Here is a 15,625-nt window from a genome sequence, read left to right on the forward strand (position 1 = left end):
CGGAGAAGCTCCAGAATTCCACCCCATCAGATACACCACCCCCTCTTCACCCGAACACACCACCCGCCCCGCCGCCCCTGAACACCCCACGAGCGCCGGCCGCCTCCACGGCCTCAGTCACATCGCGGCGGGCTCGGCCTTCGGGGCAGCGACCGGCCGGCGACTGGCGTGGGGAACGGTCAGGCCCGTGACGCCACGAGATGCCGTACTGCACCCTCGGAAGGCGCTGACAATGATCTCGCGGTAGACAGGGCGGACCGCAGCGGCTCCGAGCCTGGACAGGTCGGAGTTGTCGGGAAAAGACCCCGGAACCGGCAGCTTGAACGGCAGACTTGATCTCTGACGACCCGAGGAGATCAAGGCATGGCAACAGACGCCCACGACAGACCGGTTCCGGCAGCGGACTTACGTGGGCAGCGAGTCCTCGCCCTCCTGGATCGGCCTGCCTGACGAACAGCGCACCGCCAACGTCCGAGAACACGCATGGCCGACCTCGGTGCCCTGAAGGGCCACGGAACGGTCGCACGCCGCGTCGGCCCCGCCGGTCTCGACCTCGCGAGCCCCGGCGCCGCCGGGCAGCGGTGCCTGCGGGAGCGCGCGGCCAGCAGCGGGGGGCTGCCGGCCGCGCGCGTGTCACTGGTCAGGAGTCGCCACGGAACCTCGGTATGAAGTACTGGGTGTCATTCGAGGAGGTGCACTTGTTCAAGGCGGGGTATCTGTTGCGCTTGTCGCCCATCATGGTCACGCACAGATTGGTCCTCGTGTGCAGAAGCTGAAGATGCCCGCCATATTGAAAGACAAGGAATTCCTGGCTGAGCTGTCCGGCGCAGTCCCATTCGTTGAGGGAGCTTCCGCTGGTGGCGTCATTGCCGCCGGAGACATCGATGCATTTCTGGGTCTGATTGTTGACGAGATTGACGTGGCCGCGCCCGGCGCCCCGCGTGCGCCAGGTGACGTCGGCCATGTAACTGTCAGTGACCGGGACGATCCGCGTGCCGTTCGCCGGGCTGCGTCCCTCGATGCCCAGGACACTGTTGAGATCACTGGCGCTTTCGAGGCCCATCCACTCGTCGTGGTAGCGGTGGCCGCGAAATTCTATGGGGTAGTGGTCCGAACTCATGCCCGCGGACCGCCGCGCGAAGTAGTTGGGCATGTTACGAGAGGTGATCATGTAGTCCAGCTCCCCGCCACTCTGCTGAGTGCTGTCCCCGTACCTGAACATGAACCCGGCCTGCAGGGTGATCGCCCCACGCATCGCGCTCGGGTCACGGTTCCAGTCTCCTACCGCCGTCCAACCGTGGTTCCCCGCCTGGCGTGCCTGATTCGCGAGGTTCGCGAGCAGGTCGGGGGCTTCGTTCTGGGTGCCGGACGCCTGTGCGTGCACGGAGTAGTAGATGTCGTCACCGAAGCGCAGGCCCAGGGCGGGCCGCGCCCCGTTCCGGCCGGGGGGAGCGACGTACACATCGTCCGCGAGCCGATGCGTGATGATCATCAGATTGACCCGGCCGCCGGTCCCTCCGTTCGGGTCACCCGAGAGCCAGTAGACATGCCGGACCCCATCCCTGCCGCCCAGACGCCATTCGTACTGGTGAACGCGGTAGGTGCCCCGATCGTGCCAGCCTATGTAGCTCCATTGCGCCGGGCGGGGACCCGCCTCCTGAACCATGACGATGGTGTTGCGCCTGGTGAGAGTCCTCAGATCATCCGGTCTGTAGCCCTGCGAGTTGTACGTCGCTACCGTCTCTTCGTCGGGCGGAGTGGCATGAGCGGCCGGAGCGGGATATCCGATGAGCAGGCTGAGCAGAACGGCCAGTGCCACGACTGGCGCAGGGACCCTTCTTCGCGCCTCGGACAGGGTGAATGACATCGGAGCAGGCCTTTCCTAGGTGGGTTCGTCGGTGTGCGCGAAGGCCGGGGAGAGGTGGATGTCGCGGCGCGGGCAAGGCGTGTTGGTGACACCGGTGGGTCCACTCCCGGTGGTGTTCGGCACGGGGATCACCGGCGGACACGGGGTACGTGAAGTGACGGAGCGCGGCGGCCGGGTGGGGCCGGCCCCGCGTTCGTGCGCCCTTGAGTCAACCCGACGGAACCTGGGCGCAACAGGAAAATCCACCGGCAAAAGTAGGGTGCTGCATACTTTTGCGGGTGGGGTTGCGCATCCGGTGGGCCCTGGCGTTGTGGGGGCTTTGAGCATGGGTACCGGTACACCGGCCGCGGGCGGCTTCGGCGCGCTCCTGCACAGCTTGCGCCAGGGCGCCGGGCTCACCCAGGAGGAGCTGGCGCAGGCGGCGGGAATCAGCGTGCGGGCCCTGTCGTACATGGAGCGCGGCCACTCCCGTGGGCCGCAGCGCCGGACTGTGTCCGCCCTGGCCACGACCCTGCGCCTGAGCCCGCAGGACGCGAGGGAACTGGAGCGCCTGGCGAGCCTGGGACGGCCCCGCCGGGCCCCCGCCAAGGAGGTACTGCCGCCTGTCGCCGTAGTGGATACCGTGGCGGGGGCGCCCGATCTGCTGCCAAGGGCGCCGCGCGGCTTTCACGGGCGGGCGGCGGAGCTGGCCGCTGTGTCCCGGGCCGCCGCGGGCGAGGCGCCCGTCTGCCTGGTCATCGGGCCCGCCGGGGTGGGCAAGACGGCGCTCGTGCTGCACTGGGCCCACCACAGCCGTGCGAGGTTTCCCGACGGGCAGCTCTACGCCGACCTGCGCGGCTTCGGCGACCAGGGCGAGCCCTCTCTCATGGAGGTGCTGCGCGAGTTCCTGCCGGCGCTCGGTGTGGCGCACGGCCGGATACCTCAGTCGGCCAACGGCGCGGCCGCGCTGTTCCGGTCGCTGGCCGCCGACCGCCGGCTCCTGGTGGTGCTCGACAACGCGCGGGACTCCGAGCAGGTCAGACCGCTCCTGCCCGGCGGGCGCCGCTGCGTCACCGTCGTCACCAGCAGACACCGGCTGCCGGGGCTGATCGTCACCGACACCGCCCGGCCCGTCGCCGTGGACGTGCTCGGGCCGAGGGAGGGCACGCTGCTCCTCGCCGAGGTCCTCGGCGCCGAACGGGTACGCGCGGAGCCGGCGGCTGCGCGACGGCTGGCCGAGCTGTGCGGCGGGCTGCCCCTGGCGCTGCGGGTGGCGGCCGCCCGGCTGGCGCAACGGCCCGCCTGGCCGCTGGGCGCGATGGCCGCCGAGCTGTCCGACGAGACGCGTCGGCTGAGCCTGCTGGAGGTGGAGGACACCGGCGTACGGGCGGCGCTGCGGGTGACGCTGCACCAGCTCCCGGGGCCGGTCTCCCGCCTGTTCGCCCATCTCGGCCGCCATCCCGGCACGCACGTCGACCGGTATGCCGCGGCGGCCCTGGCGGACACGGACCCGGTAGCCGCCGAGGCCTGTCTGGAGCGGCTGGCCGTCGCGCACCTCGTCACGGAGACGGCGCCCGGCCGCTGGACGATGCACGATCTGGTGCGGCTCTACGCACGGAGCCTGGACGCCGGGCCCGATGCGCTCAAGCGCGTGCTCGACCACTACATCGCCACGGGCCTCGCGGCGGTGGCCGCGGCCGAGCCCGGCAACGAGGAGTGCTTCCCGCTGCCCAGGGACTACCTGCCGCCCGCCGCCGTGCGGGAGTTCGGCGACCGGTCCGCCGCCGTGGCCTGGTACGCGGCCGAGCGGGACGACCTCACCCTGGCGGTGGCCGCGGCGCACGCCGCCGCACTGCACGAGCGGACCTGGCGGATCGTCCTGACGCTGTGGCCGCTGATCGTGTGGCGCGTGCGCGACGGCTGGGCCCCGCTCCTTGAGACCGCGCTCGAAGCGGCCCGGGCCGACGCCGACCAGCACGGCGAGTCACGGGTGCTCAACGTGCTCGGCTGGATCCTGATCGAGGAAGGGCGCATCCCGCAGGCGCTCACCCACCTGGAGGCCGCCCGCGCCCTGGCCTCCCGGGCAGATGACGCGGTGGCCGAGGCGAACGCCCTGCTCGTTGTGGCCATGGCGCAAGCGGCGCTCGGCCGCCTGGACGAGGCCGCGCAGGGGTGCGAGCGGGCGGTTCGGCTGGCGCGTCAGGCCGGCGACCGGACCACCGAGAAACTGGCCCTGCAGCACCTCGCCCGCCACTGGGCCGACGCCGGCAGATGGCGCCGGGCCCTCGACACCGCGACCCAGGCCCTGGCCCTCCACGACCGGCCGGGCACGACCGACATCCCCCACACCCTGCTGCTGATGGTGAAGGGAGAGGCGCTGCTGGGGCTCGGCAACGAAATCGAGGGCATCAGGCAACTCGACCTGGCGGCCCGGGAAGCGGAGTCCTCCGGCTACGACGACGGCGCGGTACGGGCGCTCGGCGCTCTGCTGCGTGTATCAGCCGACGCGGGATTCCAGGCACGGTACGACGCGGCACTCGCACGCCTGTCCACCCGGGCGTGAACCGCCAACTCGCCGCCGACCGCCCGCGGCCGCGCCCGGCGGCCTTCTTCCTGCTCGGGCCCGCAGACTCGGCTGGATGCCCACTTCTGGGCCGTGCTGGGCCGGAGCCGGAGGGAAGTGGTGTGCGGCGACGTGCACACCCTCAGCCTGTCCGGCAGGGGGAAGCCTGCCGCTCCTCCCTGCGCCGACCGCCTCTCCACGGTCCCGCGGACCCGGTCGCGCCAACCGGAAGGCATCATCCGGTGCGCAACGCCCACTGAGCGCGGCTCCCGGTAGCGCCGTGCGGGCGCTTGTCGAACAGGCCCTTTCGAGACCCTGACAGGGCCCCAGGGCGGCCTTCCTTCACGGCGACCACCACGCCACGGGCTGCAGATCCCAGTACGGGCCCCGGCGCCTCGTCTTCCGCCGTCGCAAGGACCGCTTCCGCATCAGGCCCGCCCCGGATGCCGGGACGGCAGCGGGGCCGGGTTCGGGGGCGCCCATCCGTAAAGCCGGGTCAGGGCCCCAGTGCTCCACCCACCATCGAGGGGTGTAGCTAACCCCCCGGCCGATTGGGGTGCGCAGTGGATGGTCCGGTGGCCCCCGCGCGGGGAGAGTTGGGGCCCATGAACACGCACAAGGCCCTGCTCGCCGCCCTGCTCGTCCCGCTCGGTGCCACCCTGGCCGTCGCCCCGGCCGCCTCCGCCACCACCCCGCCCGCCGCATCGGTCTCCGCCGGTGCCGCCCCGCACGCCGACCCGGAGAAGGCCGCGGCCACCGCGTTCCGCGCCCCCGAGGCGGCCCTGGACCGGGTGGCCCACCCGCTGCGCACCAGCGAGCCCCGCGGCGGCCTGGCCGACCTCCGCCCCTTCGGCCGGATGGTCGGCGACGCCCGGGTGGTGGGGCTGGGCGAGGCCACCCACAGCTCGCACGAGTTCTTCACCGTCAAGCACCGGGTCTTGCGGTACCTGGTCGAGGAGAAGGGCTTCCGGGCCTTCGCCCTCGAAGCCCCGTGGAGCACCGGACTGCGGCTCAACGCCTACCTCACGAGCGGCAAGGGCAACCTGAAGCAGATCATGGACGAGGAGTTCCAGGGCACCTACCGGTGGTGGAACAACGCCGAGTACCGCGATCTGCTCCAGTGGATGCGCGCGTACAACGTCAAGCACCCGAAGGACCCGGTCCGCTTCGTCGGCGACGACGGCGGGTTCGCCGGTGCCGAGCTGTACGACAAGGTGAGCGCCTACGCGGCCAAGGCCCGCCCCGAACTCGTCCCGAAGCTCACCGAGCTGTACCGGGGCCTGCGGCCCGCCACCGACGCCGACACATACGTCAACGACTACCTGTCGAAGCCGCCGGCCGAACGCAAGGAGCTCGCCGAGCGGACCGGCCGGGCGGTCGACCTGCTCAAGCAGCGGCCCGGCACGGGCACCGACGCCGACGCGCACGCCTGGGCCCTCCAGCACGCCACCGCGATCCACCAGATGACCACGCTGTTCGCCTTCGACCTGGACGACCCGCAGAGCATCGCCGGCGCCATGCTCCACCGAGACCGGATCATGGCGGAGAACGTCGCCTGGTGGCAGCAGCGGACCGGCGACAAAATTGTGCTCGCCGCCCACAACAGCCACCTCAGCCTCAGGACTTACGTCCCCGACCACTACCCGAAGGTCCAGGGCGACTTCCTCCGCGAGCGGTTGGGCACCGGCTACCTCAGTGTCGGCCTCACCTTCGACCGCGGCTCGTTCAACGCCTTCGGCCAGGACGGCGGCGCCCACCGCTTCACCGTCGGCCCGGCCGCGCCCGGCACCACTGAGCACACCCTCGACCGGGTACGGCACCGCGACTTCGTGGTGGACCTGCGCAAGGCCCCGGCGGCGGCCCGCACCTGGCTCGCCGCGCCACACACCGTCAAGAACATCGGCGCCACCTACCCCGGGATCGCGGACGCCCCGCAGATCCGGCTCGCGGACTCACACGACGTCGTCATCCACTTCCACCGGGTGAAGGCGGCCCGCATGCTCAAGTAGCACCGGACCCGCGCGGCGCGGCGGCGGTGCGGTAGGTCAACCGGTCCGATGTCCCGCGCCGCCTGGGCGTTTCCCGCTACTCCCCGATGCGGACGGCCGCGGCCCTGCATACGAACCCCTCGGCCACGGGCACGAGCGTCGCACCGACGCACCACACCGGCCGGCGGATCGTTCCCGGCTGACGCACCACGCACCCTGTAGGTCCCGGCCGTCACCCGAGGTCGCTGGTTTCGGTCTTCACGGCCGCTGCTGCTGAAGGCGTCGAAGCCTGGCCGGGTGGCTGCCTGGTACCGTGCAGGGCTTGCCCGCCCCGGCATTGCAGGTCGGGCAGGGGACGCGAGCGACGCTGTGGGCCAGGTCCTCGGCCGTGGTGCCACGGCTGTGTGCGGGCTGCTTCCCGCCGCCTCGTGCCCGTTTGCGGGCCGCTTCCTTTTCCCGGTCCTCGATGACCAGGCGCAGTCGTTCGGCATGGCCGCCGAAGCGCCGCAGCCGTTGCCCTTCCGGCAGGTCGTCGAAGCACTCCTTGCCCGTGCTGGCCCGGCACGCCGGACAGTGCCGCGCAAGCCACTTCCGGCGCGCGACCTGGTCGTGGAACGCGCCCAGCTTCTGGCCGTACACACGCTCCCTGGCCCCTCGCAGCAGGTCGACCTGCGCCCGCGTCAGCGGCATGCGAGTGTCCGGCAACTGGGAGATTGCCCTGAGCAGAGCACGCGCGTCTCCGAAGCGCTCTTGTTCAAGGGCTGGGGCCAGCTCCAGCAGGTATTCCTGGCGCTGGAGTGCAGCCTGCTGTGCTTCGTGCTCCCGCTTCTTCTTCTCCTGCGCCGCGGTCTTGCCGGTCAGGACGACGACCCGGCCTTTGGGACGGCCTTGTGCGACGACCTCCTTGCTGTGCCCCGACAGCCACCGCTCGGCTGAGTCGCGGGCCTCCTTCAGCACGGTCGGCGCTGCGGCTCTGCGGCTCAGCACGCCGTCGCATTCCTTGATCAGTCTGCGGGTGAGGGCGATGTCGCGGCCTCGGCGGGCGGTGGCCAGGCGCAGCAGAAGGTGGCGGATCTCCTCGGAGATCCGGGCGGGCCGGCCTTGTGGTCGGTCTTGACTCCGCGACGGCGGGCGGGCGATGGGCCGGTCTGGCAAGTCGGTCAGCGCGGGGGTCATCAGGCCGGCAGAGCTCAGGGAGCACTGTTCGGTGCTGAACCATTGGGTGCCGCGGGCGGTCTCGGTGCCGATCTGGACGCGGCGGCTCGTGCCCTGGCTGTCGCAGCGGATGCGATGCACGTAGCGCAGACGCTGCAGGGCTGCCCGGTCCAGCAGTACTCCGGCTTCGACCACGGTCCGGGCGGCGGCCTGCGGATCGTCCCAGTCGGGCGGGACAGCCGGACTCATGTGGATGGTCAGTCCGGAGCCGTCTTCGAGCTGCACTCGCACCACGGAGCCGGCCGTGGCCTGGCCCGGCCTTGGCGGAGAGCACGTCACCTCGCCCGGCAAGCCTTGGGTGCGCAGCAGACTTTCGGCAGCGGCTCTGACATAGAGATGGTCGGCGCTGGTCACGTCGCGGGCGCGGCGTGCGCACGGCGACCGTGTGCTGTCCGGGTCAGGATGATGGGCGAAGTGGCACACGCGGTCCACGTACAGCTTCGTCGTCAGCTGCCGGCCGCAGCCGCCCAGCCAGGTTCCGCACCAGAAGCTCTGTCCCTGATACCGCTTGCGGAACGCGTCCAACTCGATCGCCTCCAGCGGCAGGGCAAGAGGTTCCTGGGAACCCACCGACCCCAGTACTGCCGTCTGAATCTGCCTTCGGTCATCTCGCACGAGCCCCCGCCTCCTGCCACAGCCCCAGCCCCAGCCCCAGCCCCAGCCCCAGCCAGCCCATCGTGTCATCACCGACGCTGCCCGCACGGCTGATGTTCATATCCAACCCGCCACAGGCGGCGCCGCGTTCAGGCTCCCCGTCACAGGCTGGCCGAGCAGCTTCATCCGGACCGACCAGACCCGTGCCAGGCACCACACGCGCAGCCGCCCAGTTGGTCCGAGGCAGCGGAGCATGCGGGAGTGGTGGTGGCGGATTCCTCGCAGCAGAGCTCAGCGGCCTGTCCGCGCAGCTGCTCCAGCCGCGTCGCCGACAGGTACTCGGCTGTGCGTTCCCGGGCCGTGCCGGCGGCCTTCAGCGCTGCCGTGACGGCGTTCGCGCCGTTCGGGTTGTGGCCTGTACCAGCGGCGCCTTGGTCGGTGTCGTACGCCCGCCGCGCCTCGCCTCGGCTTCCCCGGTGCGGCTCGCCCCCGTACGCTCTCGCCTGCTCGTTCCGTCCTTGACTGTCCGGCGGTCAGCAGCAGCGACAGGCCTGTACCCGTGCGCTGCTGAACCAGCCGGAAGTCATTTTCGCGGACGAACCCACCGGAAATCTGTGGCGTCTCGGTCGCCGCCCGGCCGCGAACGCATTACGAAGACCGCAGCCGGCCGCTGGCTGGTCCCGCGGGTACCCGGCCCGGATCGTCTGCAATGCAGGACGTCTCGCATCGCGAGGCAAGAATCGGCCGACCTCGTTTCCGGAGGGAGAGGCAGTAGGACCCAGGCGGGCCGGACCTGCGGCGGCCATGGCAGACGAGGACCCGGCCAGTCCGCTCTACGGCCCTGCACCGAGGCCCTTGGCAGCAAATCCTGCCCCGGACAGGAACCGTGCGAGAAGCACTGGAAGTAACCAAATGACAGGGGCTGCTCGGTGATTCCCTGACCAAGATCGTCCGGGCCGAAGTCACAGCCACCCAGGCCGGGGACCATGTCGTCCTCGGCCGGCTGGCCCCGAAGCGGCCACCGCTGCGAGGCATGTACTCGAAGAGCGGACGGGACTGTCCTAGTGGCGCATGGACCAGGAGATCCACTACTCCGCCCGTTCCGTCGGCCGCAACGGCAACCGCGGCCCGGGGACGCTGGCCGACATCACTCCCCCCGCTCCGTGCACCGGGATCTGCCCTGCCCGCTGTCCGGCGCCCAGCAGACGGCTGGCGGCAACATTCTGACCCGGCCGCCTGGAACTGCCCCCAGGCCCGGTGGAACGACTGGACGGGCCGCGCCCTCCTGGAGGGCGCCACCAACCCGCAGGGGGTCGCGACCGTCGCCTCGGAGATCCTTCGCCATGCTCACGCGGACGGTCACGCAGTCCCGCCTGTGCTGGTCTTCGCCGCGATGGACGACAAGGGCGTCGACGGCATGCTCACCCCGCCCCCTCCCACTGGCCACTGGTCCTCACCCGCACCGGCTCGCACCAGGCCGCAGACGCCGCTACTTGCACCGTCGGCTCGTCCCCACCCGCCGACGGCCGTGCCAGACGTCCGAAGACCCTCCGTCGGCACTGCGCCGGACTGCCGAACTCACCGGTCCCGGCGGCCCATGTGAGTCATGCAGACAGGCGAAGACGAGGGTGGATATGCGCCGAGCACATCAACGGCTACGCCGAAGACCAAGAAGCCGTTGAACGCAGCCGCACCCGCCCCACCCCACGCAAAACCCCCATCACTGCCCCCAGGCACCTCCCCCACCCCTGACCTCACCTGACCTGACCAGCAAAAACGCCCGACAGCCCCCTGCCAACGGGCAAGGGGCTGCCTCATACCCGACAACAGCAAAAAGGCCGGTCGACCCGACAAAACGTCGGGCCGACCGGCCTCATTGGGTCGGTTGACCTCTGTGTCCGAGGGGGGACTTGAACCCCCACGCCCGATAAAGGGCACTAGCACCTCAAGCTAGCGCGTCTGCCATTCCGCCACCCGGACCAGGTGTGGTCTTCGCGGGGTGTTCCCCGCGGCGACATGGACAACAATACCAAGGTTTTGGAGTGGGTTTCACCTGCGTATCCGCCGAGGCCATAACCGGAGGTTATGGGGCATCCCGGGCCTCGGCCCAGTGGCTGGAACGGTGTGGTCGGCTCTGGACAGCGGCGGCTCGATGCGGGATACAGGCTCCATACAGTATTCGTCGACTGTATGCGATCTGCCGGAAGCCGAAGCCCGAGCCCAAGCCCAAGCCCGTGCCCCCGAAGGGAAGCGATGCCCCCATGCCCGACGAAGCCCACGACCTCGCCCCGGACCCCGCCCGCCAGGACCTCGTCTCCGGCGGTCACCTCGTCGCCAAAGCGCTCAAGGCGGAGGGGGTGGACGTCGTCTACACCCTCTGCGGCGGCCACATCATCGACATCTACGACGGCTGTGCCGACGAGGGCATCGAGGTGGTCGACGTACGGCACGAGCAGGTCGCCGCCCACGCGGCGGACGCCCACGCCCGGATCACCGGGCGGCCGGGGTGCGCCGTCGTCACCGCGGGCCCCGGCACGACGGACGCCGTGACCGGTGTGGCCAACGCCTTGCGTGCCGAGTCGCCGATGCTGCTGATCGGCGGCCAGGGCGCGCGCGGCCAGCACAAGATGGGGTCGCTCCAGGACCTGCCGCACGTCGAGATGATGACGCCGATCACGAAGTTCGCGGCCACCGTTCCGGACACGGCGCGGGTGGCCGACATGGTCTCGATGGCGTTCCGCGAGTGCTTCCACGGCGCGCCCGGGCCCGCCTTCCTGGAGATACCCCGGGACGTGCTGGACGCGAAGGTGCCGCGGGACACGGCGCGGACGCCCCGGGCCGGGCACTACCGCGCCTCGACCCGTTCGGCGGGTGATCCGGAGGCCGTCGAGAAGCTGGCCGACCTGCTCGTACGCTCCGAGAGGCCGGCGATCCTGTACGGGAGCCAGGTGTGGACGACACGCGGTACGGACGCGGCGGTCGATCTCGTACGGGCCCTGAACGTCCCCGCGTACCTGAACGGCGCGGGCCGCGGCACACTGCCGCCCGGCGACCCGCACCACTTCCACCTCTCCCGCCGCCACGCCTTCGCCCGCGCCGACCTGATCGTGATCGTCGGCACCCCCTTCGACTTCCGGATGGGGTACGGGAAGCGGCTGTCCCCCACCGCGCGCGTCGTGCAGATCGATCTGGACTACCGCACCGTCGGCAAGAACCGGGACGTCGACCTGGGCATCGTGGGCGACGCGGGGCTGGTCCTGGCCGCCGCCGCGCAGGCCGCTTCGGGCCGCGTGGACGCGGGCGCGGGCGCCGGGCGGCGCAAGGAGTGGATCGAGGAGCTGCGGGCCGTCGAGGAGGCCGCGGCGGCCAAGCGGCTGCCGCTGCTCCGCTCGGACGCGGCGCCCATCCACCCGTACCGCCTGGTCAGCGAGATCAACGAGTTCCTGACCGAGGACTCGCTCTACATCGGGGACGGCGGCGACATCGTCACCTTCTCCGGTCAGGTGGTGCAGCCGAAGGCGCCGGGCCGCTGGATGGACCCGGGGCCGTTGGGGACGCTCGGCGTCGGTGTGCCGTTCGTGCTGGCGGCGAAGAAGGCGCGGCCGGAGACGGAGGTCGTGGCGCTCTTCGGGGACGGCGCGTTCTCACTGACCGGCTGGGACTTCGAGACGCTGGTCCGCTTCGGCCTGCCGTTCGTGGGGATCGTCGGCAACAACTCGTCGATGAACCAGATCCGTTACGGCCAGCGTGCCAAGTACGGCGCGGCGCGCGAGCGGCTCGGCAACACGCTGGGCGACGTGCCGTACGACGCGTTCGCGCGGATGCTCGGCGGGCACGGCGAGGAGGTCCGCGACCCGGCGCAGATCCGGCCGGCCCTGGAACGCGCCCGGCAGTCCGGCAAGCCGTCGCTGGTCAACGTCTGGATCGACCCGGACGCGTACGCCCCCGGCACCGTCAACCAGACCATGTACAAGTGAGCAGCGAGGAGCCGCTGATGAGCACGGCCACAGCTCAGGAGACCGGCGGGAAGGCGCTCAGTGGTGTGCGGGTGCTGGACATGACGCATGTGCAGTCGGGTCCGTCCGCCACGCAACTGCTCGCCTGGCTCGGCGCGGACGTCGTCAAGCTGGAGGCGGTCACCGGCGACGTCACCCGGGGCCAGCTCCGCGACATACCGGACGTGGATTCCCTGTACTTCACGATGCTCAACTGCAACAAGCGCAGTATCACCCTCAACACCAAGACCGACCGCGGCAAGGAGCTGCTGACCGAGCTGATCCGCCGCTCGGACGTGCTGGTGGAGAACTTCGGGCCGGGCGCCGTGGACCGGATGGGCTTTCCCTGGGAGCGTGTCCGGGAGATCAATCCGCGGCTCGTGTACGCCTCGATCAAGGGGTTCGGCGACGGCCCGTACACCCGGTTCAAGGCGTACGAGGTCGTCGCGCAGGCCATGGGCGGGTCGATGGCGACCACCGGCTTCGCGGACGGGCCGCCGCTGGCGACCGGCGCGCAGATCGGCGACTCGGGCACCGGCGTGCACTGCGTCGCCGGCATCCTCGCCGCGCTCTACCAGCGCGAGCACACCGGACGCGGGCAGCGGGTGCAGGTCGCGATGCAGCACGCGGTGCTCAACCTGTGCCGGGTCAAGATCCGCGACCAGCAGCGGCTGGAGCACGGTCCGCTGCCGGAGTACCCGGACGACACCTCCGGGGACGAGGTGCCGCGCAGCGGCAACGCGAGCGGCGGCGGGCAGCCCGGCTGGGCGGTCAGGTGCGCGCCCGGCGGCCCCAACGACTATGTGTACGTCATCGTGCAGCCGGCCGGCTGGGAACCGCTCTCCCGGCTCATCGGACGGCCTGAACTGGCCCACGACCCGGAGTGGTCGACGCCGGCCGCCCGGCTGCCCAAGCTGGCGAAGGTCTTCCAACTGGTCGAGGAGTGGAGCGCCACGCTGCCCAAGTGGGAGGTGCTGGAGCGGCTGACCGCGCACGACATCCCCTGCGGTCCGGTGCTCTCCACGAAGGAGATCGTGCGGGACGCGTCGCTGGCCGCCGACGGGATGATCGTCCGGGTCCGGCATCCGCGGCGCGGCACGTTCACCACGGTCGGATCGCCGCTGAAGCTGTCCGACTCCCCCGTGGAGATCGACCGTTCACCGCTGCTCGGTGAGCACAACGACGAGGTGTACGGCGGCGAGCTGGGGCTCGACGACGAGGAACTGCGGCGGCTGGCAGCGGACGGAGTCATCTGATGGCGGACCGACAGACGGATGCGGCAGCGGTGGACGCGGCGACGGTGGACGTGGCATCGGTGTTGCGGGCCGCGCGGGCGGCCGGGCGTACGACGCTGACGGCTCCCGAGGGCAGGCTGCTCGCGGACGCGTACGGGATTCCCACCCCGGCGGAGGGGCTGGCGGAGACGGCGGACGAGGCGGTGGCGCTCGCCGCCCGCATCGGCGGGCCGGTCGCTCTGAAGATCGTCTCACCGGACATCTCCCACAAGACGGACGCGGGCGGCGTACGGGTGGGGCTCTCCTCGGCCGCCGAGGTGCGCGAAGCGTTCCCGGCGATCGTGCGGAACGCCGCCGCGTACGCCCCGGAGGCCCGCGTCGAGGGCGTACTGGTGCAGCGGATGGCGCCGGAGGGCGGGCTGGAGGTGCTGGTCGGCGCGGTGACCGACCCGACCTTCGGGAAGGTCGTCGCCTTCGGACTCGGCGGAGTGCTGGTGGAGACGCTCAAGGACGTCACCTTCCGTCTCGCGCCGGCCTCCACGGCGGATGCGGAGTCCATGCTGGACGGCATCCGCGCGGCCGAGGTGCTGCGCGGCGTACGCGGCGGGCCCGCCGTGGACCGCGCGGCGCTGGCGGACCTGATCGTCCGGGTGTCCCGGCTGGCCGCCGACCATCCCGAAGTGGCCGAGATCGATCTGAACCCGGTGTTCGCCTCCCCGGACGGCGTGCTGGCCGCCGACGTACGGATCGTGCTCGGCGACGGGCCGCCCCCGGAGCGCCGCCGGTACTCCGAGGAGGAGATCCTCGCCTCGATGGAGCGGCTGATGCGGCCGCGCTCGGTGGTCGTCGTCGGTGCCTCCGCGGAGCCGGGAAAGATCGGGCACGCGGTACTGCGCAACCTGCTCGACGGCGGCTTCGACGGCGCGGTCCACCCGGTGAACCCGAAGGGCGGGACCATCCTCGGCCGTACCGCGTACCGGTCGGTCGCGGACGTACCGGACGGCGCCGACGTGGCGGTCTTCGCCGTTCCGGCGCGCCTGGTGCCCGCGGCCCTGGAGGAAGTGGGGCGCAAGGGCATCCCGAACGCCGTACTGATCCCCTCCGGCTTCGCCGAGACCGGCGAACACGCCCTCCAGGAACGGCTGGTGGCCATCGCCGAGAAGTACGGGACCAGGCTGCTCGGCCCGAACATCTACGGCTACTACTCCCCCTGGCACCGCCTGTGCGCCACGTTCTGCACCCCGTACGACGTCACCGGCCCGGTCGCGCTGACCTCGCAGTCCGGCGGCATCGGCATGGCCGTCCTGGGCTTCGCGCGCGCCACCGGGACGGGCGTCTCGGCCATCGTCGGCCTCGGCAACAAGGCGGACGTGGACGAGGACGACCTCCTCACGTACTTCGCCCACGACCCGCACACCCGGAGCATCGCGATGCATCTGGAGGACCTGAAGGACGGCCGCGCGTTCGTGGCGGCCGCGCGGAAGACCGTACGCGAGAAGCCCGTCGTGGTGCTGAAGGCGGGGCGGACCGGTGCGGGCGCCAAGGCCGCCGGGTCGCACACCGGCGCGCTGGCCGGTGACGACGCGGTCTACGACGCCATCCTGCGGCAGGCCGGCGTCATCCGGGCGCCGGGACTCGACGAGATGCTGGAGTACGCGAGGGCGCTGCCGGTGCTGCCCACACCGCAGGGCGAGAACGTCCTGATCGTCACCGGGGCGGGCGGCTCCGGCGTCCTGCTCTCGGACGCGGCCGTCGATCACGGGCTGCGCCTGATGACCGTCCCGGACGACCTGGACGCCGCCTTCCGGCAGCTCATCCCGCCCTTCGGGGCGTCCGGCAACCCCGTGGACATCACGGGCGGCGAACCGCCCGCCACGTACGAGGCCGCCATCCGGCTCGCCCTGCGCGACCCCCGGGTCCACGCCCTGGTCCTCGGCTACTGGCACACCCTCGTCACCCCGCCGATGGTGTTCGCGGAGCTGACGGCGCACGTGGTGGCCGAGTTCCGGGCAGCCGGTGTCGAGAAGCCGGTGGTGGCGTCGCTGGCCGGGGACACCGAGGTGGCGGAGGCGGGCGCGTACCTCTTCGCGCGGGGCGTGGTGGCGTACCCGTACACGACCGAGAAGCCGGTGGCGGCGCTCGGCGCGAAATACCGGTGGGCACGCGCCGCCGGCCTGCTGTGATCCGGA

Annotated in this window: 7 protein-coding genes, 1 tRNA gene and 1 pseudogene; 6 read left to right on the plus strand and 3 right to left on the minus strand. The window is 71.4% G+C overall.

Annotation, left to right across the window (positions count from 1 at the left end; translation table 11 throughout):
- Window positions 1-640 precede the first annotated feature (640 nt).
- Complete coding sequence (locus AB0A97_RS13295; RefSeq protein WP_361148435.1) at window positions 641-1,819, minus strand: RICIN domain-containing protein; 1,179 nt, start codon at window positions 1,817-1,819, stop codon at window positions 641-643.
- A 373-nt stretch (window positions 1,820-2,192) separates the two neighbouring features.
- Between AB0A97_RS13295 and AB0A97_RS13300 the strand changes: the two genes are divergently transcribed.
- Both AB0A97_RS13300 and AB0A97_RS13305 read left to right on the plus strand, forming a co-directional pair.
- A complete protein-coding gene (locus tag AB0A97_RS13300; protein ID WP_361148437.1) occupies window positions 2,193-4,409 on the plus strand; it encodes a helix-turn-helix domain-containing protein in 2,217 nt (738 codons plus the stop codon).
- A 605-nt stretch (window positions 4,410-5,014) separates the two neighbouring features.
- On the plus strand, window positions 5,015-6,418 hold the full coding sequence (locus AB0A97_RS13305) for an erythromycin esterase family protein (protein WP_361148439.1): 1,404 nt from the start codon (window positions 5,015-5,017) through the stop codon (window positions 6,416-6,418).
- 237 nt (window positions 6,419-6,655) lie between these two features.
- Here the strand turns inward: AB0A97_RS13305 and AB0A97_RS13310 are convergent, their stop codons facing one another.
- The gene (locus AB0A97_RS13310) at window positions 6,656-8,227 is read right to left on the minus strand and encodes a hypothetical protein (RefSeq protein ID WP_361148441.1); all 1,572 of its coding nucleotides are present in this window, start codon (window positions 8,225-8,227) and stop codon (window positions 6,656-6,658) included.
- Window positions 8,228-8,719: 492 nt separating this feature from the next.
- Here AB0A97_RS13310 and AB0A97_RS13315 point away from each other — a divergent pair.
- Window positions 8,720-8,821, plus strand: a pseudogene (locus tag AB0A97_RS13315) (ATP-binding cassette domain-containing protein); the annotation flags it as partial.
- Window positions 8,822-10,101: 1,280 nt separating this feature from the next.
- Here AB0A97_RS13315 and AB0A97_RS13320 read toward each other — a convergent pair.
- Window positions 10,102-10,186, minus strand: a tRNA-Leu gene (locus tag AB0A97_RS13320).
- 281 nt (window positions 10,187-10,467) lie between these two features.
- Between AB0A97_RS13320 and AB0A97_RS13325 the strand changes: the two genes are divergently transcribed.
- The 3 genes from AB0A97_RS13325 to AB0A97_RS13335 are packed head-to-tail and all read left to right on the plus strand — an operon-like array spanning window position 10,468 to window position 15,619.
- Window positions 10,468-12,183: a thiamine pyrophosphate-binding protein gene (locus AB0A97_RS13325; protein WP_361148443.1), complete on the plus strand. Its 1,716-nt coding sequence runs from the start codon at window positions 10,468-10,470 to the stop codon at window positions 12,181-12,183.
- 17 nt (window positions 12,184-12,200) lie between these two features.
- Window positions 12,201-13,457 (plus strand): formyl-CoA transferase, encoded by a 1,257-nt coding sequence (gene frc / locus AB0A97_RS13330; RefSeq protein ID WP_361148810.1) that lies wholly within the window; start codon window positions 12,201-12,203, stop codon window positions 13,455-13,457.
- A complete protein-coding gene (locus AB0A97_RS13335; protein ID WP_361148445.1) occupies window positions 13,457-15,619 on the plus strand; it encodes an acetate--CoA ligase family protein in 2,163 nt (720 codons plus the stop codon). The genes frc and AB0A97_RS13335 overlap by 1 nt, the downstream gene beginning before the upstream one ends.
- Window positions 15,620-15,625: the final 6 nt, after the last annotated feature.

This window comes from Streptomyces sp. NPDC045470, assembly GCF_040646595.1.
Lineage (GTDB): Bacteria > Actinomycetota > Actinomycetes > Streptomycetales > Streptomycetaceae > Streptomyces.